The 21,203-nt window shown below is 65.6% G+C and carries 20 protein-coding genes; 8 read left to right on the forward strand and 12 right to left on the reverse strand.

All coding sequences use genetic code 11. The features are described 5' to 3' along the window. Positions 1 to 67 precede the first annotated feature (67 nt). The gene (locus AC1D1A_RS16150; RefSeq protein WP_476948155.1) at positions 68 to 511 is read right to left on the reverse strand and encodes a VOC family protein; all 444 of its coding nucleotides are present in this window, start codon (positions 509 to 511) and stop codon (positions 68 to 70) included. Positions 512 to 685: 174 nt separating this feature from the next. Continuing rightward, positions 686 to 862, reverse strand: coding sequence for a hypothetical protein (locus AC1D1A_RS16155; protein WP_476930979.1), 177 nt, complete (start codon positions 860 to 862; stop codon positions 686 to 688). 9 nt (positions 863 to 871) lie between these two features. Between AC1D1A_RS16155 and AC1D1A_RS16160 the strand changes: the two genes are divergently transcribed. Next, positions 872 to 2,803: a glycoside hydrolase family 15 protein gene (locus AC1D1A_RS16160; protein WP_476855842.1), complete on the forward strand. Its 1,932-nt coding sequence runs from the start codon at positions 872 to 874 to the stop codon at positions 2,801 to 2,803. 514 nt (positions 2,804 to 3,317) lie between these two features. On the opposite strand, the gene AC1D1A_RS16165 is transcribed toward AC1D1A_RS16160, so the two are convergent. Further along, complete coding sequence (locus AC1D1A_RS16165) at positions 3,318 to 3,887, reverse strand: META domain-containing protein (RefSeq protein ID WP_476948156.1); 570 nt, start codon at positions 3,885 to 3,887, stop codon at positions 3,318 to 3,320. A 329-nt stretch (positions 3,888 to 4,216) separates the two neighbouring features. Here AC1D1A_RS16165 and AC1D1A_RS16170 point away from each other — a divergent pair, with 329 nt between their 5' ends. The 3 genes from AC1D1A_RS16170 to AC1D1A_RS16180 all read left to right on the forward strand — a co-directional run bounded on the left by AC1D1A_RS16170 (position 4,217) and on the right by AC1D1A_RS16180 (position 7,199). After that, on the forward strand, positions 4,217 to 4,675 hold the full coding sequence (locus AC1D1A_RS16170; protein WP_476948157.1) for a T6SS immunity protein Tdi1 domain-containing protein: 459 nt from the start codon (positions 4,217 to 4,219) through the stop codon (positions 4,673 to 4,675). A 261-nt stretch (positions 4,676 to 4,936) separates the two neighbouring features. Further along, positions 4,937 to 5,269 carry a hypothetical protein gene (locus AC1D1A_RS16175; RefSeq protein WP_476948158.1) on the forward strand — a complete coding sequence of 111 codons (333 nt, stop codon included), beginning with the start codon at positions 4,937 to 4,939 and terminating at the stop codon, positions 5,267 to 5,269. Positions 5,270 to 6,101: 832 nt separating this feature from the next. Beyond that, entirely contained in the window at positions 6,102 to 7,199 is a 1,098-nt protein-coding gene (locus AC1D1A_RS16180) for an AAA family ATPase (RefSeq protein ID WP_476948184.1), read from the forward strand. Between the two features lie 251 nt (positions 7,200 to 7,450). Here AC1D1A_RS16180 and AC1D1A_RS16185 read toward each other — a convergent pair whose 3' ends face one another. After that, the gene (locus AC1D1A_RS16185) at positions 7,451 to 8,737 is read right to left on the reverse strand and encodes an FAD-dependent oxidoreductase (protein ID WP_476948159.1); all 1,287 of its coding nucleotides are present in this window, start codon (positions 8,735 to 8,737) and stop codon (positions 7,451 to 7,453) included. After that, a complete protein-coding gene (locus AC1D1A_RS16190; protein WP_476948160.1) occupies positions 8,730 to 10,055 on the reverse strand; it encodes an MFS transporter in 1,326 nt (441 codons plus the stop codon). Before AC1D1A_RS16190 ends, AC1D1A_RS16185 begins: the two co-directional genes overlap by 8 nt. A 49-nt stretch (positions 10,056 to 10,104) precedes the next feature. Here AC1D1A_RS16190 and AC1D1A_RS16195 point away from each other — a divergent pair, with 49 nt between their 5' ends. The 4 genes from AC1D1A_RS16195 (at position 10,105) to AC1D1A_RS16210 (ending at position 13,770) form a co-directional block, all read left to right on the forward strand. Beyond that, positions 10,105 to 10,926 carry an IclR family transcriptional regulator gene (locus AC1D1A_RS16195; protein WP_476855849.1) on the forward strand — a complete coding sequence of 274 codons (822 nt, stop codon included), beginning with the start codon at positions 10,105 to 10,107 and terminating at the stop codon, positions 10,924 to 10,926. 119 nt (positions 10,927 to 11,045) lie between these two features. After that, the gene (locus AC1D1A_RS16200; protein WP_476948161.1) at positions 11,046 to 12,176 is read left to right on the forward strand and encodes a cupin domain-containing protein; all 1,131 of its coding nucleotides are present in this window, start codon (positions 11,046 to 11,048) and stop codon (positions 12,174 to 12,176) included. Then, on the forward strand, positions 12,176 to 13,012 hold the full coding sequence (locus tag AC1D1A_RS16205; RefSeq protein ID WP_476948162.1) for a fumarylacetoacetate hydrolase family protein: 837 nt from the start codon (positions 12,176 to 12,178) through the stop codon (positions 13,010 to 13,012). Before AC1D1A_RS16200 ends, AC1D1A_RS16205 begins: the two co-directional genes overlap by 1 nt. Next, positions 13,012 to 13,770 carry a maleylpyruvate isomerase family mycothiol-dependent enzyme gene (locus tag AC1D1A_RS16210; RefSeq protein WP_476948163.1) on the forward strand — a complete coding sequence of 253 codons (759 nt, stop codon included), beginning with the start codon at positions 13,012 to 13,014 and terminating at the stop codon, positions 13,768 to 13,770. Before AC1D1A_RS16205 ends, AC1D1A_RS16210 begins: the two co-directional genes overlap by 1 nt. A gap of 74 nt (positions 13,771 to 13,844) precedes the next feature. Here the strand turns inward: AC1D1A_RS16210 and AC1D1A_RS16215 are convergent, their stop codons facing one another. From AC1D1A_RS16215 to AC1D1A_RS16245, 7 genes are all read right to left on the reverse strand, one after another. Further along, positions 13,845 to 15,308, reverse strand: a complete 1,464-nt coding sequence (locus AC1D1A_RS16215) for an MFS transporter (RefSeq protein ID WP_476948164.1) — start codon at positions 15,306 to 15,308, stop codon at positions 13,845 to 13,847. 83 nt (positions 15,309 to 15,391) lie between these two features. Next, positions 15,392 to 15,865 (reverse strand): MarR family winged helix-turn-helix transcriptional regulator, encoded by a 474-nt coding sequence (locus tag AC1D1A_RS16220; RefSeq protein WP_476930992.1) that lies wholly within the window; start codon positions 15,863 to 15,865, stop codon positions 15,392 to 15,394. Between the two features lie 35 nt (positions 15,866 to 15,900). Continuing rightward, positions 15,901 to 16,515: a TetR/AcrR family transcriptional regulator gene (locus AC1D1A_RS16225; protein WP_476948165.1), complete on the reverse strand. Its 615-nt coding sequence runs from the start codon at positions 16,513 to 16,515 to the stop codon at positions 15,901 to 15,903. 9 nt (positions 16,516 to 16,524) lie between these two features. Then, positions 16,525 to 17,787 (reverse strand): NAD(P)/FAD-dependent oxidoreductase, encoded by a 1,263-nt coding sequence (locus AC1D1A_RS16230; RefSeq protein ID WP_476870814.1) that lies wholly within the window; start codon positions 17,785 to 17,787, stop codon positions 16,525 to 16,527. Continuing rightward, positions 17,784 to 17,978: a ferredoxin gene (locus AC1D1A_RS16235; protein ID WP_476948166.1), complete on the reverse strand. Its 195-nt coding sequence runs from the start codon at positions 17,976 to 17,978 to the stop codon at positions 17,784 to 17,786. Before AC1D1A_RS16235 ends, AC1D1A_RS16230 begins: the two co-directional genes overlap by 4 nt. After that, positions 17,975 to 19,147: a cytochrome P450 gene (locus AC1D1A_RS16240; protein WP_476948167.1), complete on the reverse strand. Its 1,173-nt coding sequence runs from the start codon at positions 19,145 to 19,147 to the stop codon at positions 17,975 to 17,977. The genes AC1D1A_RS16235 and AC1D1A_RS16240 overlap by 4 nt, the downstream gene beginning before the upstream one ends. Positions 19,148 to 19,201: 54 nt before the next feature. Next, complete coding sequence (locus AC1D1A_RS16245; protein ID WP_476886541.1) at positions 19,202 to 20,923, reverse strand: MFS transporter; 1,722 nt, start codon at positions 20,921 to 20,923, stop codon at positions 19,202 to 19,204. Between the last annotated feature and the right edge of the window lie 280 nt (positions 20,924 to 21,203).

The raw sequence follows: 21,203 nt of genomic DNA on the forward strand, positions 1-21,203 counted from the left end.
TGCCAGCACTCGGCGGGGCCCTGACATATCAAGGCGCAGGCGTGCTAGCGGGTTTGGAGTTGGCGAATCAGCCGATCCGCTCGGCCAAGGACACGATAATCCCCTCCGGACCGCGCACATAGGCCATGCGCCAGATGTGCTCGTACTGGCCGATGTCGCCGACCAGCCCGTAGCCGTCCGCGGCCAGCCGGTCGACGACCGCCTGGAGGTCGTCGACCTCGAAGGCGACGTTGCGCAGCCCCAACTCATTTGCCATCGCCGCGGGCGATCCAGGCTGGTGGTCGGGCCGGACAAAGCTCGAAAGCTCCAGCCGGGTACCTCCGTCGGGCGGCCGGAGCATGACGATCTCCGTACGGGAGTCGGGGATGCCGATCACCGTGTCGAGGAACTTGCCCTCGACGAACATCGGCGCGCCCTCGACCTTGAGGCCCAGCCCGACGAAGAACGCCGTCACCTCTTTGAGATCGGCAACGGTGATACCAACATGATCGAAACGCCGTACCTGTGACATGAGATCAATCCTTCGTTGTTCATCTAGTCGATCCATCGGAATTGCTGAGCCGACGGGGATTCTCAGCACAATCATCGTCGAAATCCGTCAGCGCCCCGATTGAACAATCCCAAGGGTTGGCAGAGCGGGTCAACGTTGTCCCGGGTCGAGGAGGCCATCGACCATGTAGGGAATTCAGGTCCAGCGCCTCTTTGGCCGGCGGCCGTACGAGATCTTCGCCGCCGCATCGCCGTCGTCCTCTGCGATGAAGCACTGACCGTTGATGAGGCACTGACCGTTGATGAGGCACTGACCGTTGGGGAGGAAGCCGTCCAGGTAGCCGGGGTCCCGTTTCCACTCCGAGGGGAACATACTGGGGTGGTGAGCATCGACGCCCGGTCAGGGGCGGAGGGGAGGCGGCGGCCCGGGGCCGGCACGAGCCCGTATCCGCCGATCGCCGACTATGGGTTTTTGTCTGACTGTGAGGCCAACTGCTTGATTGCATCGAGCGGGCAGGTCGAGTGGATGTGCGTGCCGCGTCACGACTCACCGAGTGTGTTCTCCACTATCCTCGACCGCGCCGCGGGTGGCTTCAAGGTGGCACCCTACGGCGTCCGGGAGCCCACTGCGCGCCGCTATCTCCCCGGCAGCTTGATCTTGGAGACCACCTGGCAGACCAGGACGGGCTGGCTGATCGTGAGGGATGCCCTGGTGATGGGTCCGTGGCACCACACCGACGAGAGGGCCGGCCGGTACCGCCGCCCGCCGACGAACTACGAGGCCGAGCATTGCCTGCTGCGCACCGTCCGGTGCGTCAACGGTGCGGTTGAGCTGTCCGTGCTGTGCGAGCCGGTCTTCGGCTACGGCCAGCGCCGGGCACGGTGGGAGTTCTCCAGCCCCGCATACGGAGAGGCCGTGACCGTCAGCGGCGATGAGGGGGATCCGGTGCTGCATCTGACTACCGACCGCCGGCTGGGCATCGAGGACTCCATCGCGGTCATTCGCAGCCGGATGACCGAGGGCGAGCAGGCCTTTATCGCGCTCTCCTGGGGGTCGCTGCCCCCGCCGCGGACGTGGGAAGAAGCCACACGCAAGCAGTGGCAGACCACTGAATTCTGGAGGCAATGGATCACCGGGGGCGAGTTCCCGGACCACCCGTGGCGGGAGCAGCTGCAGCGCAGCGCGCTGACGTTGAAGGGCCTCACCTACGCGCCGACTGGAGCTCTGGTCGCGGCGCCCACCACCTCGCTGCCCGAGACACCCGGGGGAGAGCGGAACTGGGACTACCGGTACACATGGGTGCGCGATTCCACGTTCGCGCTCTGGGCCCTCTACACCCTCGGCCTGGACCGGGAAGCCGACGACTTCTTCGCTTTCATCCGCGACGTCGCCGCCGAGGACGACCTGCAGATCATGTACGGCATCGACGGCGAAAGGGACCTTCCCGAGGTTACTGTCGAGGGACTCGGCGGCTACGACGGCGCCCGCCCCGTCCGGATCGGCAACGCTGCCGCCCACCAGCGCCAGCTCGACGTCTGGGGCATGATGCTGGACTCCGTCTACCTCCACGCCAAATCCCGTGACCAGCTTCCCGAGCCGCTCTGGCCCGTCCTGCTCCGCCAGGTCGAGCAAGCCGCCGCCCACTGGCGGGACCCCGACCACGGGATCTGGGAGGTCCGTGGCGAACCGAAGCACTTCACCTCCTCAAAGCTCATGTGCTGGGTCGCACTGGATCGTGGTGCCCGGCTGGCGCGCCTGCACGGTCAGGCTGATTACGCCCGAAAGTGGGACGCCATCGCCACGGAGATTCATGAGGACATCTGCCGCAATGGTGTCGACGACCGAGGCGTGTTCGTCCAGTCCTACGGCACAACGAACCTCGATGCCTCGCTTCTCCTTGTTCCGCTTGTCCGATTCTTGCCCGTCAACGATCCTCGCGTGCGCGCCACGGTCGTGGCCATCGCCGATGAACTCACCCGGGACGGACTCGTCCTGCGCTACCGTCCCGAGCAGACCGACGACGGTCTCACCGGCGACGAAGGGACCTTCACGACCTGCTCGTTCTGGCTCGTCTCGGCCCTTGTCGAGATCGGGGAGGTGGTTCGCGCCAAGGCACTGTGCGAACGTCTGCTGTCCCTTGCCAGCCCCTTGGGCCTCTACGCTGAGGAGCTGGATCCGGTGAGCGGCCGTCACCTCGGCAACTTCCCACAGGCGTTCACCCACCTGGCCCTCATCAACGCGCTCGTGCACCTCATCCGCGCCGAAGAAACCAACCGCGCGGCGCAGTTCGCCCCGGCCCACCGCACGCCCTGAGACGCAGACGAAGGTCAAGGTACGGATTGCAACGACGGGCTCAAGCTTCCACGGGAAGCCGCCCTGACGCGGGTCCCGGAACCGGATGTTCTGCCCCGCCGCAGCCGTGCGGAGACGTGACCCATTCGGAGAGGCAAGGAGCAGCCCATGTGGAGTGACGTGCAGGAATCCGAGCCCTCAGCTTCCTGGCTGGACCTGCCCGAGAATGGCTGGGGGGCGCTGTCAATCCGAAGCAGCTGCGGCCGATCGTCGCGGCTATTCTCCGCGATTTCTATGCGAAGGACATTTGATCAATCAATACGGAGACCTGAGAACGGGTGGTGGGGGAGCTGGGCTGACAGGACCGGGAGCGATCTAGGGGAGTTCGCCCGGTCGTGAATCCGGCAGCCCAATGGTAGCCGTGCAGGGACCCTCCCGTGGATTCGGCGCCTATCCGGCAGCTCATTTGTCGCCGTCGGGGGCGTGCAGGGAAGCGGACCGCCCCGGGACGTCCGTAATGATCTCAAAACAGTGGTTACTCAGCTTGGAAGCTGAGCGTATTTATCCCGCTCGTCCAGGTCAAAGTGTCCTGCGTATAGGTCATTGAAATGGGACGTTTCAATAATTCATGAATCCAAGCTTGATGTTCACCGGAAGTGCCGATGCAGCCGCTGGCGCCAGTGGCGATTTTTCCGATGGTAAGGGTGTTTCCAGTAATTGTGACTGGCCCGCTGATGGGGGAGCAGTCCGTTTTCATGGCCAGCTGCAGGGTACCTTCGACGGAGCCCAGTCGAACCTTGATGGTCCCGGCCGCTGCCCAGGGTAGAGCCATACCGTTTGATGTTGCGGCGACGCTGCTGTAGGTGGAGCAAGGCGCGGTGGGCAGGAAAGCTGCGCACGTTTCCTGCGGCGGGCCTGAGGTGGCCGGGACGGGGCTGTTACCCACGGAGCTGGTCAGGGCCCCCGGTGATGTTGCTGCGATTCCGGAAGTGGTGGGCGTGGAGGCTGCTGATCCCGGCACCCCTGATGGGGTGGCTGCGCATGATGTCATGAGCAATGCCGCCAGAACCGAAATTCCTATTCGAAGGCGCCAGGCGCGATCCATTGTTCCCCCTTGAGAATGAACGCTGAACCCGAGCATAGGCTCCCAAACCTAGGTTGTCTTTGGCTTCTGCTGATGAATTTGACGGGCAAGATTCACGCCCATACCCCAGTCAAGGGACAAGAAATTGACATGGCGTTTCCCGAGGCGGCCCAGACGCCCGAAACGGAGGCTGACGCGGTGGCCATTTTCTTGCCATGAACCCTGGTTCGTCCTTACATACCGCCTACTGGCATCTCTGCGATCAAGTTCGGGCGTATTTGATATGGAATAGCGCCCAACTTCTGGGAATTTCGCACGTGGGCCGCGAGTATCTCCGCTAATGTCACGTTATGCAACATCTTCGTCGATTCCCGCCGGCTCTCTATGCCGAGGCTCTCGAGTCCTGGACGTTCCTCGATCTTGCCGACAAGCGTCCGCTTTTCACTTCGCCGTTCGGAGACGTGTTCTTGCAGACGGAGAGCGGATTCTGGTTCCTCGACGTCATCGCCTGTGAACTTACTCGGCTGTGGTCGAGCGAGGGTGACCTGATCGCGGTACTGAACTCTCGCGAGGGGCAAGCCGAGTACCTCATGGTCGGTTTGGCCGACCAGGCAGAGAACGCGGGCCTCCAACCGGGCGAGGCCGAAATCTACGGTTTTCGCATACCACCAGTTCTCGGAGGTCCAACCGAACTTAGCAACGTCGAGTTAGGCGAATTTGTCGTGACCCTGAACATTGCAGGCCAGATTCACGATCAGGTCCGAAGTCTTCCCCCCGGAACACCGATCAGCGGAATATCCCTGGCCTAAAGGCGATGCACTAAGACGCATTGGCTGCGTGGTCCGAATGGTCGGGGGAGAGGGGGCTGCCTGATGCATCTGATGAGATGCAGACTACAAGCGGGAAAGTGACCTACTGTTCTGAGTCCAGTTCGTCGGAGTTGGGTGGCTAGATCAGTCGGATGTTAGCGGCGAGAGGTCATGGGAATCCCATGCGGGCTGTTTCATGCCTTCCCCTGCCTAGCAGCGACAGGTACGCTCACGGTGAGAAACACTGGGGGAAAATTCCGCATGGACGTTGAGGGCACCGGCAAGGCTAGGTCCAGCAAGGCGACGTGGCAGTCCGTCTACTCCATGCTCGGGCCCTTGAAAATCGCCAATCTCACGATGCTGGTAGCCATCATCTTGGCCGTCGTGTTCCAACCCAAAGCTAATGATCCGAGCATCTACTGGGCAGCAGCTATGGTGGCCTTCGTTATGCTTGTGGCCGGCTTTTTCCTGGTTCGGGGAGGGCTCCGGTTGAAGCGCGTCCGGACATCGGCCGCGGAGGACCGGCGGCGTATCGCGGCGGGTCTTCCCCTGGACCCAGAAGACCCCGAAGACCAAATAGGCAGGGGCAGATAAGCCGCCCCCGGGGGAGAATCATATTCGTCGAACTCTTCCCCGGGTTTCGTTGCTCTGGGCGTGCCGGGCCCGGTTGAAGTCGGTGATGGTCTGGACGGGGGAGCGGCCGAACCCCTGGTGGCGGACCCGGTCCCATTCATAGACCGGATCGGTCAGGAGGTCTCAGAACACCTTCAGATGGGTCTGGTAGACGCAGATGGTGGCAAACGCCAGATTCAGGATCGAGCGCTCTGGGCGAAGAACTCGTCGGCATCATCGACGGTCCAGTTCTAGCTGCACGGTACCTCGAACCAGTTGACCTTTACACGCCCGGGCTGTTGCCCGGCGCGGCGCCGGACGGGCCCGGATCCCTGTAACGGCGAGGACTTCGGCGTCCAGTCAGTCGAAACCGGGGAGTGCGTATCACCGGGTTCTAATCTGCAGATTCTGCACTTGGATTGATTCAACTTGACATAATGTTGATTATCGGCACTTAAAGGAGGGTCGGAAAGTGGGGGTCATCTGGTTAGCCAGCGAAGGTGTCTGGGTCGTCCACAGTGGATAGGTCCGGCCGCGGGCCAGTACCCAGACTGTGGACACAAAGCGCTGGGCGAACCGAACGTCGTATCTGTCAGCTTGCCTGGCCGCAGCCTGACTGCTGCAGTCTCAGGTGGTCAGAACCGAGACTGCATAGGACGCATGGTCGACTTGTTGTTTTTCGTACAGGGATGGCCCGACGCTGCATATTCGCCCTGCAGGAGCTCCTGAGACTTTGCGGGATGTGGCGCCTGATAGTGTGATATCAGTTTCACCACTTTCACCACTTTCACCTACTTTCACCCTGGAGGTCCCGGTGCGGAACCCGTTCAAGCCCACCGCAGGAGCCACACCGCCGGACTTGATTGGGCGGGCCGGGCTCTTGGATGAATTCGAGTACGGCCTGCAGCAAGGCTCGGGAGCGCCCGGGCTTTTGACCATCATCACCGGATCCAGAGGCATCGGCAAGACAGTCATGCTGAGCGCCGCGGAACGGATCGCGGGGACTCACGGCTGGGCGGTTATCTCCCGAACAGCAAACCCCGGTTTCCTCGCCGGAATCGGCGACGACATGCTTCGGCTTGTCGAGGAGCTCGGAGACGGGCCCCCAACACGGAAAATCACAGCATTCTCGGCGGCAGGGTTCGGACTAACAACGCAACTCCCCCAGGAACGGAGTGCCGACTGGCGACGGACCGGGAACGACCTTCTGCGGCTGTTGGACGCAAAAGGTACAGGACTCGTTATCACCATCGACGAGATACATGCGGTCGACCGCACAGAAATATCCCAACTGGCCGCTGAAGTGCAGCATTTCATCCGCGACGGACTGCCCATCGGCCTCATCTTCGCCGGCCTGCCATCCGCCGTCTCCGACCTCCTCAATGAAGGAGTGGCGACCTTCCTGCGACGCGCCGACAGGATCAATCTCCATGAGGCAGCCATCGCCGAAGTCACCGCATCCTACAGCGAGCTCTTCAGTGAGGGAGGAATAGTCGTCTCCCCCGGCCTCGTCAGTGAAGCCGCGGAGGCTACCGAGGGCTACCCCTTCCTTATTCAGCTTGTGGGCTACTACCTCTGGCTGGAGGCGGGAAAGGCCAACTGGAACCTGGATGAGAGCAGCGTGCACAGCGCCATCACCGCCGCCCAAAGACGAAACACATTAGTAGTCGTCGAGTCAGCACTGTCGGATATCTCGGACAAGGACCGCGAGTTCCTCGACGCCATGGCCCTTCAGGATGGACCATCGGCAGCGGGCCTGATCGGAAACATCATGACAGCCAAGCCCAACGTGGTGTCCAAGTACCGAAAGAGACTCATCGCCGCGGGACTGATCGAGTCAGCCGGCTACGGCAGGGTGGACTTCGCAATCCCCGGGCTCCGCCAATACCTCCGCGAAACAGCGTCGGCCTGAAGCAGTGACATGACGTCAGCGGAGCTCCTCGACCAGCCCGATGATGATTCCGGCGGGGCCGCGGACGTAGCACAGCCTAGGGGACCGAGAATTCTTGCCGTTGACGAACACCGTGCGTCGACAACATCCAGGAATCGGCGGAAAGTCCGTACTGGATCATGACGGAAGAAGCTCCGGGCCGGCTCCTTGAAGAAGCCGGCCCGGAGCTCGTAACGGGTCACCCAAGGACGGCGCCCGGCCCTGAGCCCGGATTAGGCGGAAATCTTGTCCGCCATGCCGGAGTGTGCCGCGCGGGCCGCCGGCACGCCGTCGCCGCCCTGGCCGTACAGCCAGTCGTTGTACCGGAAATCGTTGTCCATCCGGCTCTTGAAGAGCAGGTTGCGCAGCGTCCGGGCCAGCCCGGAGACGTGCCAGGATTCGCCCCAGACGCGGGCGGTGCGCTGGACCCTGGCGGTGCGGCCGGCGCGGAGGTTGTTGAATTCCTTGATCGCGCCGTCCCAGGCTTCGGGGTGGACGCCGTCGGCGGTGAACACGGTGCCGGTGGTGACGTCCTGCAGCACTGCCGCGTCCTCGAGCGCCTGGCAGGCGCCCTGGGCCAGGTACTGCAGCATCGGGTGCGCGGCATCGCCCATCAGCACCATCCGGCCGGCCACCCAGTTTTCGATCGGATCGCGGTCGTACATGGGCCAGCGCATGCTGGTGCCCAGGTTTTTCAGCGCAGCCTGGACGGCGGGGACGCAGTCCTTGTACGCGGCCTCGAGCTCGTCGACTCCCCCGTACTGCTCCTCGCCGCGCTCAAAGGAGGCGGACTTGAAAACGGCCACGGTGTTCAGCAGCTCGCCCTTGCGCAGCGGGTACTGCACGAGGTGGCAGTCCGGTCCGAGGTAGACAATGACGTCCTCGAGGTCCGCCTTGGGTGTGTGTTCGGTAATGGGCACGGTGCCGCGGTAGGCGACGTAGGCCGAGGGGACCGGCTCGTCGCCGGCAACGAGCGGGCGCAGGGTGGACTTGAGCCCGTCGGCGCCGATGACGACGTCGGCCTCGTAGTCCACGCCGGCGGCCGTGTGGGCCACTCCCCTGCCGTTCACGGTCTCCACGCTCTCGACCATGACATCGTTGACCAGTTTCACGCCCGCCGCTTCGCAGCCCTCGAGCAGGACCCGGTGCAGGTCGCTGCGGTGGATCACCACGTAGGGCGCACCGTAGCGTTCCTCGAATTCCCCGCCGAGGCTCTGGCGCGTGAGCTCCTCGCCGGTGACGGCGTCGCGGAAGACCAGGTGCTTGGGCTGGACGCCAATCTCCAAGGCCTTGTCCAGCAGGCCCCAGCGTTTCAGGACGCGGGAGGCGTTGGGCGCCATCTGCAGCCCAGCGCCGACCTCGCCGAATTCGGGCGCCCGCTCCACGAGGGTGACGTCGGCGCCGCTTTCCCGCAGCGCGAGGGCTCCGGCCAATCCGGCCATTCCCCCTCCGATGACGAGGACATCGGTGGACCGGCCGTCGGTGGACAGGAAACTGGTGGACGGGACGTGCTCAGACATTGCTTGCTCCTGTTAGTGAAGGGGAGGTTGAGAGTTTTGATTTGAGTTTGAGCCCGACGGCGGCCAGCAGGACCGCTGCTATCGCGGCTGCACCGGCGAAGGCCAGGAAATTGGAATTGACGCCCAGTCCGGCAGCCAGCAGGAGGCCACCGATCTGGGGTGCGGCGACGGCGCCGATGCGGCCGGTCCCCAGTGCCCAGCCCAGCGCGGTCCCGCGCAGGTGCCCGGGATAGTGGCTCGCGACGGCGGCGATGATGAGGCACTGCGTGCCGTGGGTGCCGACGCCGGCGAGGACCAGCATGAGGTACACGACGGTGACCGGCGGTCCCGCAACCAGGACCACGAGAGCGCCGGCGGCGACGGCGGCCGCGGCGATCGCCGTCGGAATCGGACCGAAGCGGGTCCCGGCCCAGGCCGTGATCACCGAGCCGGCCACCGCACCCAGGTTGAGGGCCAGGGCGAAGGTCAGGGCGGAGCCCAGGTTGTAGCCGGCCAGCTGCATGAGGTTGGGCAGCCAGGTTCCCAGCCCGTACCAGGCGAACAGGGTAGCGATCGTCGCGAGGGCGAACAGCAGGCTCACCCCCAGGTAAGGGGCGCGGAGCAGGGACTTGAAGCCGATCAGTTCTTTGAGGTTGCGAGTTCCCCTGTCCGCGGCACTGACCGGGGCCAGCGTCTCGGGCAGGTATTTCAGTCCGAGAGGCACCACGATCATCAGTGCGAGCGCGGCCACGAGGAACATGGACTCCCAGCCGAAGGCAGGGATCAGCTGGATGCCGACGAGGGCGGCGATGGACCCGCCGATCGGGACGCCGGACATCATCAGGGTGGCGATGGTGGACCGCCACTTAGTGGGGACCAGTTCGGCAACGAGGGCGTTCGCCGAGGGCACCAGGCCACCGAGCCCGATGCCCGCCAAGAGCCGCAGCCCCCCGAAGGCGGCCGCATTGGGGGCGAAGGCGCAGAGGATGGTGAAAATCGAAAAGACGATGGCGCAACCCAGGATGGTGCGGCGGCGGCCCCACGAGTCGGCCATCCGGCCGGCGAAGATCGCCCCGATCATCATGCCGACGAAAGCCATGGAACCAATGGTCCCGGCGGTGGCCTTGGTCAGCCCCCATCCGGTCTCGGAGATCAGGGAGGACTGGACCGTGCCGTAGACGATCAGGTCGTAGCCATCGAAGACCACCAACAGCCAGCAGACCAGGACGGCGGCTGCCGAGCCTTTGGAGAACCGTGATGCGGGCCCACCAACGGTTGAGGGAGCAGGGGCCCCCGGCGAAGACCGTTGCGGCACTGCAACAGATTGTGTGTGATTCATGCCACTCACTGTCCTAGCCGCCGCAGGTGAACCACAATACAATTCTGATGTGCAGAACAACCCATCCGGCAGAGCGGCCCGCAAGCCCGTCCAGAAACGGCCCACCTATTCCATCGAGGCGGTGGACAACGCGCTGCAGCTCCTCCAGCTGCTCCGCGACGGCGGAGCACTCCGGCTCAAGGACGCCGCCGAGGAGCTGGGCGTGGCGCCGTCCACCGCCCACCGCCTGCTGGCGATGTTGGTCTACCGGGGATTCGCCGTGCAGGATGAAACGCGCCGCTATGTCCCCGGCCCGGCAATGGGCGTCGGGCCGGCCGGCCTGAGCTGGACCCGGCTGCTCCGATCCCTGGCCCAGCCGCACATGGAGCTTCTCTCTGCACGGCTCAACGAGACGGTGAACCTCATGGTGCGGGTGGGGACGAAAGTGCGCTTCCTGGCGACGGTGGAAGGGAGCAATGTGCTGCGGGTTGGTGACCGGCAGGGGACGGTGATGGCCGCCAACAAAACGTCCGGAGGCAAGGCCATGCTCGCCGAACTGGAACCGCCGATGATCGATCAGCTCTTTCGCAGCAACAATGCCGAGATTGGCGGGGACACCATTGCGGCCGCGGAGTACCCGGCGTTCCTGCGTGAGCTTGAATCCGTCCGCAGTAACGGATTCGCGGCCAATTTCGAAGGCACGGAAGAGGGCGTGAGCGCGCTCGGGATGGCCCTGCACAACCGGCACGGGCACGTGGTCGGCGCACTCAGCGTCGCCACCCCCGCGACCCGCTTCCGCCGCGTGTTTGACGCCGGGCTGGTTCCCGCCCTGCGGGAAACCTGCCGGCAGCTGGAGATCGACATCGCGGCCAACCCGGCCGAGCCGGACTGAGCACCGCGGCCGCCCGGTTCCGGGAATTCTGACCAGCAGAATATGTTGGGGGTCACACACCGGCATCCGTAGAGTCGAACTACGCCAACGAACTGTTCTGCCCTACCGAGGAGGCCCACGTGTCCATCAGCGCCGAGAACACGACTCACGAATCAGTGGCCGCGGGGCACACTGCTCCGGAGCCGACGCCCGAAGAAGCGGCCCAGCTCAAAGAGCTGTACCGGGATTTTGACCGCGAAAACCTGATCCCGCTGTGGACCGAGATCGCAGACCTCATGCCGATGGTCCCGACCCCCAAGGCGGTCCCCCACGTCTGGCGGTGGAGCGACCTGTACCCGCTGGCTGCCCGTGCCGGCGATCTGGTCCCTGTGGGCCGGGGCGGGGAGCGCCGGGCCATCGCCCTGGCCAATCCCGGCCTGGCCGGCACGCCGTACGCCACACCCACGCTGTGGGCAGCCATCCAGTACCTCGGCGCCCGCGAAACGGCGCCCGAACACCGTCACTCGCAGAACGCCTTCCGCTTCGTCGTCGAGGGCGAAGGGGTCTGGACTGTGGTGAACGGGGACCCGGTGCGGATGTCCCGCGGCGACTTCCTGCTGACGCCGGGCTGGAACTTCCACGGGCACCACAACGACACCGATGAGCCGATGGCCTGGATCGACGGCCTGGACATCCCGTTCGTGCACTACGCTGACGCCGGCTTCTTCGAATTCGGCACCGAGCGCGTCACCGACGAGGCCACCCCGGACATCTCCCGCTCCGAGCGGCTCTGGGCGCACCCGGGCTTGCGCCCGCTGACGGGCCTGGATGACACCACGAGCTCCCCCATCGCGGCCTACCGCTGGGAACACACGGACCGTGCCCTGTCCGAGCAGCTGCTGCTCGAGGACGAGGGCCATCCGGCCACTGTGTCCCAGGGCCACGCCGCCGTCCGCTACACCAACCCCACCACCGGTGGGGACGTGATGCCGACCATCCGCGCCGAATTCCACCGGCTCCGCGCCGGGGCCAGCACCGAAGCGGTCCGCGAGGTGGGCTCCAGCGTCTGGCAGGTCTTTGAAGGCTCCGGCTCGGTGGTCCTCAACGGCGAAACCCGGACCCTGGCCAAGGGCGACCTCTTCGTGGTCCCGTCCTGGCAGGAATGGTCGCTGCAGGCCGGAACCCAGTTTGATCTGTTCCGCTTCAGTGACGCCCCCATTTTTGAACGGCTGAACTTCAACCGCACCTACATCGAAGGACGCAACAAGTAATGAGACTTCTCACCCTCCGCACCCCTGTTGGAGACAAAACAGTTAATAAGGCTGTCCGCCAGGACGGCGACACCCTGACCGAGATCGACGGCTTTGCCGACGTCGGAGAACTGCTCCGCACCCAGGACTGGGAAGCAACCGCTAAGGCGGCGGCCGGCGCCACGCACCCTCTCGAGGGCGCCGACCTGGACGCCGTCGTGCCCTCCCCCGGCAAGATCATCTGCGTGGGCCACAACTACCGCAACCACATCAAGGAAATGGGCCGGGAAGTCCCCAAATTCCCCACCCTGTTCGCCAAGTACCAGGAATCCCTCATCGGCCCCAACGATGACCTGGCCCTGCCGCAGGAATCCGATGCCGTCGACTGGGAAGCCGAACTCGCCGTCGTGATCGGCAAAAAGGGCCGCCGGATCAGCGAAGCCGACGCCGCGGACCACATCGCCGGCTACGCCGTCCTGAACGACGTGTCCATGCGCGACTACCAGTTCCGCACCATCCAGTGGCTGCAGGGCAAGACCTGGGAGAAGTCCACCCCGTTCGGCCCCGCCCTGGTCACCAAGGACGAGTTCACCGCCGGGCCGCTGATGACCTCCGCGGTCGACGGCGAAATCCAGCAGAGCACCCCGACCGGTGACCTCGTGTTCACCCCGGAGTTCCTGGTGTCCTACATTTCCACGATCATCACGCTGAACCCGGGCGACGTGATCGCAACCGGCACCCCGGGCGGCGTGGGCCACGCCCAGGACCCGAAGCGCTACCTGCAGGAAGGCCAGATCCTGGTCACCACCATCGAGGGACTGGGCCAGCTGAAGAACCGCGTCATCAAGGAAGCCTGATGGTTGCCCGCCAGGACCAGACGACGGACCCGGAACTGCTCGCGGCGCTGCTGCAGGCACGGCGCGGCACGGCGTTCTTCGCCCGCAAGCTCAACGAGCTCTCCGACGCGGAACTCGACGGCGACTCGCTGCTGCCGGGCTGGACCCGCCGCCACATCACCGCGCACATCGGCTACAACGCCCGGGCGATCGCCCGGCTCATCGAATGGGCGGCCACCGGGGTGGAGACCCCGATGTACCCGTCTACGGAGGTCCGGGACCACGAGATCGACTTCGGCGCCACGCTGAGCCCGATCGCGCTCCGGCACCTCTTCGACCACTCCGCCGTGCACCTGAACGTCGAATGGCGCGACCTGCCGGGGGGCGCCTGGCACCACAAAGTCCGCACCATCCAGGGCCGGGAAGTGCCCGCCACGGAAACGGTGTGGATGCGCAGCCGCGAAGTCTGGATCCACGCCGTCGACCTCGCCAACGGCGCGAGCTTCGCCGACATCCCGGCACCGGTGCTGGAACGGCTCCTGACGGACATCACCGGCGCCTGGACGACCCGCGGCACCGACAAAGGACTCGTCGTCACGGTCACCGACCGCGGTCTGACCTTCGGGGACACGGCGTCGGCGACCCCCACCGTGGTCTCCGGACCGCTGGCCGCCGTCGTCGAATGGGCCGCCGGACGCGGCAATGGCGGGGTCACCGCCACCGGGCCCGGCACTGAAGCGAACGACGGGACGGTTCCAGCCGCCCCGAAGTGGATTTGAGCGCTGGCTAAACGGCCGTAAAAGCGGAAGGCCCCCTCGGCGAGGGGGCCTTCCGCTTTTCGTGCCTGGTTGGCTCAGCCCAGGTGCACGACTGGAGTGTCGCCAGCTGATCCGGTGAACGTCTCGCGGTCGATGTTGATGAGCAGGAGCGCTACCGGGGCAATCAGGATCGCGACGCCTGCGGCCCAGAGGAACACCATGGCATAGCCTGCAGAGAGGGCCGACAGCGTCGCGCCACCGGCCGTGGCTGCTGCGGCGATGGTGCCGAACAGGGCGATGCCGAGGGAGCCGCCGATCTGCTGCGAGGCGTTGACCAACGCACTGGCCACACCGGAGTCATCCTTGTCCACGCCGAACAGGGCGAGGTTCTGCATGGGCACGAACACCATGCCCAGCCCGATGCCAAGCAGAAGCAGGGCGGGAAGCATGTTGACGAAGTAGCTGCCCTGGGCGCTGACCTGTGTGAGCCACAGCATCGCAGCCGCCATGAAGACCGGCCCCGCGGCCGTCGGGATTTTGGCCCCCAGTTTCGGCAGGTTCTTCGCGACGAGCGCTGCCGTGATGATTACCGCAACGGTCATCGGCAGCGAAGCCAGCCCGGCGAGGAACGGAGCGAAGCCCAGCACGATCTGGATGTAGAAGTTGATGAACAGGATGCCGCCAATGAGGACAGCGCCGGAAAGGAACGACGCCAGGAAGGCGGCCGCGCGGTTTCGTTCGGTGGCCACGCGCAGCGGCAGGAGCGGATGCCTGACTTTGGTCTCGACCAGGACGAAGAGTGCCAGGAGAACTGCGCCGGCGGCAATGAAGACCCAGGCTTCGGGGGCATCCCAGCCGTGCTCGGCGTTGGTGAAGCCGTAGACAAGGGATCCCAAGCCGAGGGCTGCCAGAATGACCCCGGGCCAGTCGTACTTGGTGGACCCCTGGGCCTTGCTTTCACTGACCAGGGACCACACGCCGAAGAGGGCGATAGCGGCAATCGGCACATTCACGAAGAAGCACCAGCGCCAGTTCACGTGTTCGGTCAAAAACCCGCCCAGCAGGACACCGGCGGCCGCGCCGACGCCGGTGATGGAACCGAAAATCGCGAACGCCGTGCCGCGGTCCTTTCCGCCAGGGAAGGCGACGGTCAGGAGCGCCAAGGCTGCCGGGGCCAGCAGCGCAGCGAACACGCCCTGCAGCGCTCGGGCGCCGATCAGCTCCCAGGGCTGCTGCGCGATGCCGCCGACCAGGGACGCGGCGGCGAAGCCGACGGCGGCCACAAGGAACGTCCGCTTGCGGCCCCAGAAGTCTGCGATGCGTCCGCCGAGCAGCAGGAAGGCGCCGAAGGCCAGCGCGTAGGCCGTGACCACCCAGGAGCGGGTCGCATCGCTGATCCCCATCTCGAGCTGGAGGCGAGGAAGCGCCAGATTCACGATTGTGCCGTCCAGCACCACCATGAACTGCGCGAGGGCAAGGAACACCAGCGCCCACCAGCGTTTCCCTGGCCTGCTCCCCCGCCGGACGACTGCCTCTTCCAACTGCGTTGCCATACCCATGTCCCATCCTCCAAAGTAGTAATACTTATAAAAGTATAACTATCAAGGACGACGCGTCATGACCGTGACAGGGGGGATGTGGGTTACTCGGGTTCGGAGAGTATCGAGGCGAGGCGCTGGAGGGCCGGGAGGCTGGCGGCAATTTGCTCGCGCTCTTCAGGCAGCAGCCGGGAACTGGCCGACTCCAGCGCCTCCGCCCAGGCACCCTCGAGGAGCACCTTGATCCGCTGGGATTCGGCCGTGGGGTGGAGGGCGACGTAGCGCTTGTCCGCGGCGTCGCGGATCCGGGTGACGAGGCCGGCGGCGACCAGCTCACGCAGCTGGACGCTGACGTTGCTGAACTGCCGGCCCAGACGGGAAGCGACTTCCGCGACGGTGATGCCGGGGTGGCTTTCGATGACGCGGAGGATTTCCAGGACGCCGTTGGACAGCGGCCGGACGCCGGTGTCATTGTGCGACTTCCGCCGGACGTCGGCGGAGATGTCGATCACGGCGACGGCCAGGGCCCGGTGGTCGACTGCCTCGTCCAGCACTTCGCCTGCGCCAATACTTTCCATTCCATAAGCATAGGCGTCCGTCTGCGAGGGCAGGCTTAGCCCTCGTCGCAGAGCAGGTGATACCAGTTATCGGCGAGCACCTCGAGGGCATGTTCCCGGTTTGGTTCAAACTTCCGTCGGGTCCAGAGCGTGGCCACGTAGTCGAGCGAGGTGAAGGCAAGGGTGCCGCGAATGTGGTGCGTCTCCTCCGGGAAGCGCCCTGCCAGCTCCATTCCGCGCACGAGGTCCGAGATGACCTCCTCATGCCATCCCTCGACCAAGGCGCGCACTTCGCGATCGATGGCGGCTGCCTCCTCGAGCACGTCGAGGTACGGGCGGAAGACCGGCCAGAGCGCCGCCCGCGACTCCAGCCAGGCCAGGATGCCCGCCAGTTCGCCCGCACGCACGACGTCGACGAGCTCGGCCGCGGTCGATCCCCGTTCGGGGCCGGCCGCGCGGTCCAGTACGGCGTTGACGCGGGCCATGAAGTCCCGCATCAGGTCGCTGCGCGTGGGGTAGTAGGCGTAAAAAGTCACCCGGGTGGTACCGGCCGCAGYGGCGATCTCATCGATCGTCGTCGCGGCGTAGCCCTTCTCGGTGAAGAGCTCCAGCGCCCGTTCGACGATCACGTCGCGGGTCAGCTGCTTCTGGGCTTCTCGCAACGACGACATGGATCAATCCTAACGGTGTTGTGCGGCGTCAGGTTCGAGCGGGCGCGCCGCACGCAGCGCGGCCGGACCGGCGTCGGCGAACCGGCGCAGCTTGGGGACGGGGATCCGGTAGTTGAGCGCGGCGGCGGTGCCGGAACCGTCCGTGTTGTCCCAGCGAAGCAGCATCGAGTCCGCGCCCCCGCCGGGCTCGCAGTAGTCGGGAGGCCCGACAGCCGGCGCGAAGCCCGCCGACTTGAGCGAGAGGCCGAAGCCCTCCGTCCAGAAGTAGGGCTGGAAGTCGAACTCGGGCGCCGCGTCACCCTTCAGGAGGCCGACGCCGGCGACCCTGGCCTGGTCGATGGCGCTGGTCCACAGGGGCACCCGTTCCACCCCGCGGCGGGTCGGGAAGGACGCCACATCGCCGGCGGCGACGATGTCCGACCGGAGCCTGCCGCGCGAATCGACCCGCAGCTCTCCGTCGACGAGAAGGTTCGAGCCGGCGAGCCAGCCGATGTTCGGCTCATCGCCGATGGCGGTGACCACCAGGTCAGCCTCCAGCACGGTGCCGTCGGCCAGGACGACCTTTGCCCCGGCGCCGTGATCGACAAGCCGGGCCTTCCCGCCGCCAACCACGCGCAGTCCGCGCCGGATGGCGGCGGCGGTGAAGATGTCCGCCAGATGGTCGCCGAGCTGACGCGCCAGGGGCTTGCCGTCGGAGACGAGGGTGACCTCGCAGCCCACGTGCACGCAACCGGACGCGACCTCCATGCCCAGCGCTCCGCCGCCGATCACGATAACCGACGGGCGCGATGCGACGCGTTCCTTGAGGAGGATCGCATCCTCGATGGTGCGCAGGGTGAGTTCCCGGTGGGAGCCGTCCCGTTGCGGTCCGGCTGTTCCCTTCTTCTGCGTCTCTTGCGCACCCGCCCCGAGTCGCTTTGCCCGGGAACCCGAAGCGATGACGAGGCCGTCATACGGCAGCTCCCCTCCCCCGTCCAGGCGCACCAGCCGGGCCGCGACGTCCAGGCCCGTGGCGCTGACTCCGAGCAGCTCCGTTGCTTCGTGGGTCGGCTCGGGGAGCACATGGGGTTGGAGTCCGCCGTCGCTGTTCCCGTCGCTTTGCCCGTCGACAGCGTGCAGCAGCGCCTTGGAGAGGGCCGGCCGGCTGTAGGGCTGGTGGCGCTCCGCGCCCACAACGGTGAGCTCGCCGTCGAAGCCGGCCGAGCGCAGCGAGTCGCAGGCCGTGAGCCCGGCGATGCCGTTGCCGACCACCACGATCTTTCGCATCGTCATGCCGCGGCCAATCGCAGTGCGGCAACCGGGCAGACCCTTACCGCCGCCTTCGCGGCGTCCAGGTCAGCGCCTTGGACGTCCGGGACGTCGAGTAACAGCTCGCCGTCATCGTCGAGGTGCATCAGCCGGGGCGCGRCTTCTTCACAGAGGCCGTGGCCCTCGCAGCGCGGCCGGTCAAGTTCGATCCTCATGATGCCACCACCTTGGCGACCTGGAGCGACTCGAGGCTCCGCGTGATGTTGCTCGGCTCCCGGACCTCGTCGGAGATCGTCAGCGTTTTCACCCTGCGGGCAAGCGCCTCAATGATCGCATGCGCTTCCAGTTTCGCCAGGCCCTGGCCGGCGCAGCCGTGCGGTCCGTAGCCGAAGGACAGGTGGTCCACGGGGTTCCGCATCACGTCGAAGGTGTCGGGATCCCCGTAGTGCCGCGGGTCGCGGTTGCCGGCCCCAAAGAGGATGCCCACCTGCGCACCTGCGGGAATCGTGACGCCCTCGATCGCCACGTCGCGCATTGCCTTGCGGCCCCAGATGTGGACCGGGGCCCAGTAGCGCAGCACTTCGGCGAACGCTGCGGGGACCAGGTCCGGGTTCTTCCGAACCAGTTCGAACTGCTCCGGGTGGCGGCCGAACAGCGCAATGATGTTCCCGATTGACGCGATTGTCGTGTCAACGCCGGCTCCCAGGTACTGGTGGATGATGTGCCCCGCAGAACCCTGGGGAATGTCGCCGCGTGTCTCGGCATCGAAAATACCTCGGCCGATTGAGCCGGGTGTGAGGTCTTCTGCGGTGACCGACGAGCACCAGCCGTAGAGCTCGCCGGCGATCGGGAAGCTCTCCTGGGTGCGCTGGTTCAGCGGGCCGATAACCTGCATCGCGGCCTGGCCCCAGCGCAGCATGTTGTCCTTGACGTGTCCGCTGAAGCCAATGAGGTCGGCAACGATTTCGATCGGGAAGGCCCGGGCCAGGGAATCGATGGCCTCGAAGCTGCCGCTGGCGGCGAGTTCGGCGACGAGCTTGTCAGCCTTTTCGTCGATGACGACTTTCAGGCCGCGGAGCGCCCGGGGGGTGAGGTTTTGGGACAGCGTGGCGCGGAGCTGGGTGTGGACGGGCGGGTCGGAGGCAAGCGAGGTGCCCTGCAGCGCCTCGTTCACCATGGGGTTGAAACCGATGCTGGTGGATGAGAAGGTCTCCGGATCGCCGAGCGCGTCGCGGATGACGTCGTAGCGCGTCAGGACGTAGAGGTCGTTCTTGGGGAGGTGGACCACTGCGGCCTGCTCGCGGAGCGCGGTGTAGGTGGGGTAAGGGTCGACCAGGACGTCGTCGTCCCAGATGTCGATGCCGGATTCGGTGGGTGCAGTCACGGTGTTCTCCTTGCGGAAGGTAGGTGGTCAGGTCAGTGCCGGAGGCCGTCAGGCTTAGACGGCCGCCTCGGCGTTTACTTCGGTGGTCTCGGCGATGGCCTCGGGCGCGGGCGCCGAGGACCGGGCAGAGATGAAGAGGGTGAGAGTGGCGGAGAGGATCGCCGCGATGCCCGCGGTGAGGTATACAGCCTGGAACCCCTGGCCCAGTGAGGTCCCTGCCACGCCCTGGATTTGCGGCTGTGCGGCATTGAGGGCCTGGACCATACCGTCGACCGCCGGGGTGGGCGCGCCGCCTGCCAGTGCCTGGCCGGAGAACTGGGCGATGACCCCGTCCCAGCCGGCGAGGAAGCCCAGCGGCGGCACGTTCGCCAGCCCGCTGACGGCCTCTGCGGGCAGTCCCGCCCCGCCGAGGATCCCGGCAAGGGGACCCGCGAAGGCCGTGGCTCCGATGCCGAAGGCGATGGCTGAGCCGACAACGGGGCCGAGGGCGAAGCCGAGGTCGCGCAGGAGGTTCGTCGTCGCCGAAGCCATGCCGATCTGCTGGGGCGGGACGGTGTTGATGGCAACAGCGGTGACGGAACCGACGGTGAGCGCGAATCCGATACCCAACAGCAGGAGCGGCGGAATGAAGGCCGTCCAAGGGGTGCCGCCGAAGGCCTCCGGAGTGCCGAGGGCGAATGTCGAGAGCCAGAAACCGGAGACTGCCATGAGGACGAAGCCCGCGGTGAGCACCCAGCGCGGTGCTACGTGGTGGATGAGCCACCCCACCACCGGGATGAAGGCGAATGCCGGGCCCTGGATGAAGACGAACAGCACACCGACCTTCCAGGTCTCGGCCAGCGCGAGTCCACTGACGGCGACGCTGGTGCTGAAGCAGATCGCGAGGAAGGCGAACATGCCGGTGACCGCCACAATGCCGGTGATCGAGTAGGCGCTGTTCTTGAACAGCGACAGGTGAATCAGGGGCTGCGCGGTGCGTGATTCGATGACGACGAAGGAGACCAGGAGGATTCCGCCCGCGACGTAGCTTGCAATCACCTGGGCGCTGCCGAAGCCGGCATCAACCGCTGTCACCGTGGCGTAGAGGACGGCGATAAGTCCGAGCGCGAGCGTAATCTGGCCGGGGATGTCCAACTTGCGCCCCTCGGCTGCCGCGGAGTCCTTCGCCCGGAGCGCGACGAGGAGTACGAGCACGGCAATTGCGGCCGCAACCAGGTAGGCCGCCCGCCAGCCGCTGAACTCGTTCGGCGCACCCGGCGCAGCACCCGGCACGGTGAAGAACTGCGCGGTGAAGCCAGCGAGCACTGGGGAGATCACCGCGCCGAGGGACAGGAACCCGGCCCACGTGGCGATGACCTTCGCCCGTGCGCGGTGATCCGGGGTGATCGCGGCGATCATGGACAGCGAGATGGGGAACAGGATGCCCGCCCCAATGCCGCCGACGGCCTGGGCGGCGATCATCATCTCGGTTGTCGGCGCCAGCGCAGCCATGACGGAGCCGACGATGCTGACCCCGGCTCCGATGTACAGAAGCTTCTTGCGTCCGAACACGTCGCCCAGGAGGCCCCAGCTGAGTTCGAACACGACAATACCCATCAAGAACATGCCCGCGATCCAGGTCAGGCCCGCGCCTGAAGTATGGAATTCCGCGGCGAACGTGCCGCTGAGGGCGCCCGGCAGCGCGTTGGTGATCTGGGCCAGTGTGACCGCGCTGTAGGCGGCTATGAAAGTGGCTCGCACCGAGCCGCGGCTCGGTACCGAAATGGTCTGACTCATCGATGAAACTCCTTTGTTCCGGGTCGATCCTCCGGTGACGCGCCATGACTGGTGCCCTGCCGGAGCAAGAGCCGGCAGGCGGAGGTGGATGTGGCGCTCACCACAGTCTGATATCAATCTTTACGAGATGTCAAGAAAACATACTCAACGTTTGCTTCATGAACGCATCGACACCCAAAGGACGTGTACGGCTCGTCTGTTTTCTTGACACAATGTAAAGAAAGATGTGATGCTGGCTACACCGCAACGGGGCTACGGCACGGTCAGGCACCCCGGCGCC

It is taken from the genome of Arthrobacter sp. P1_B9 (genome assembly GCF_056406495.1).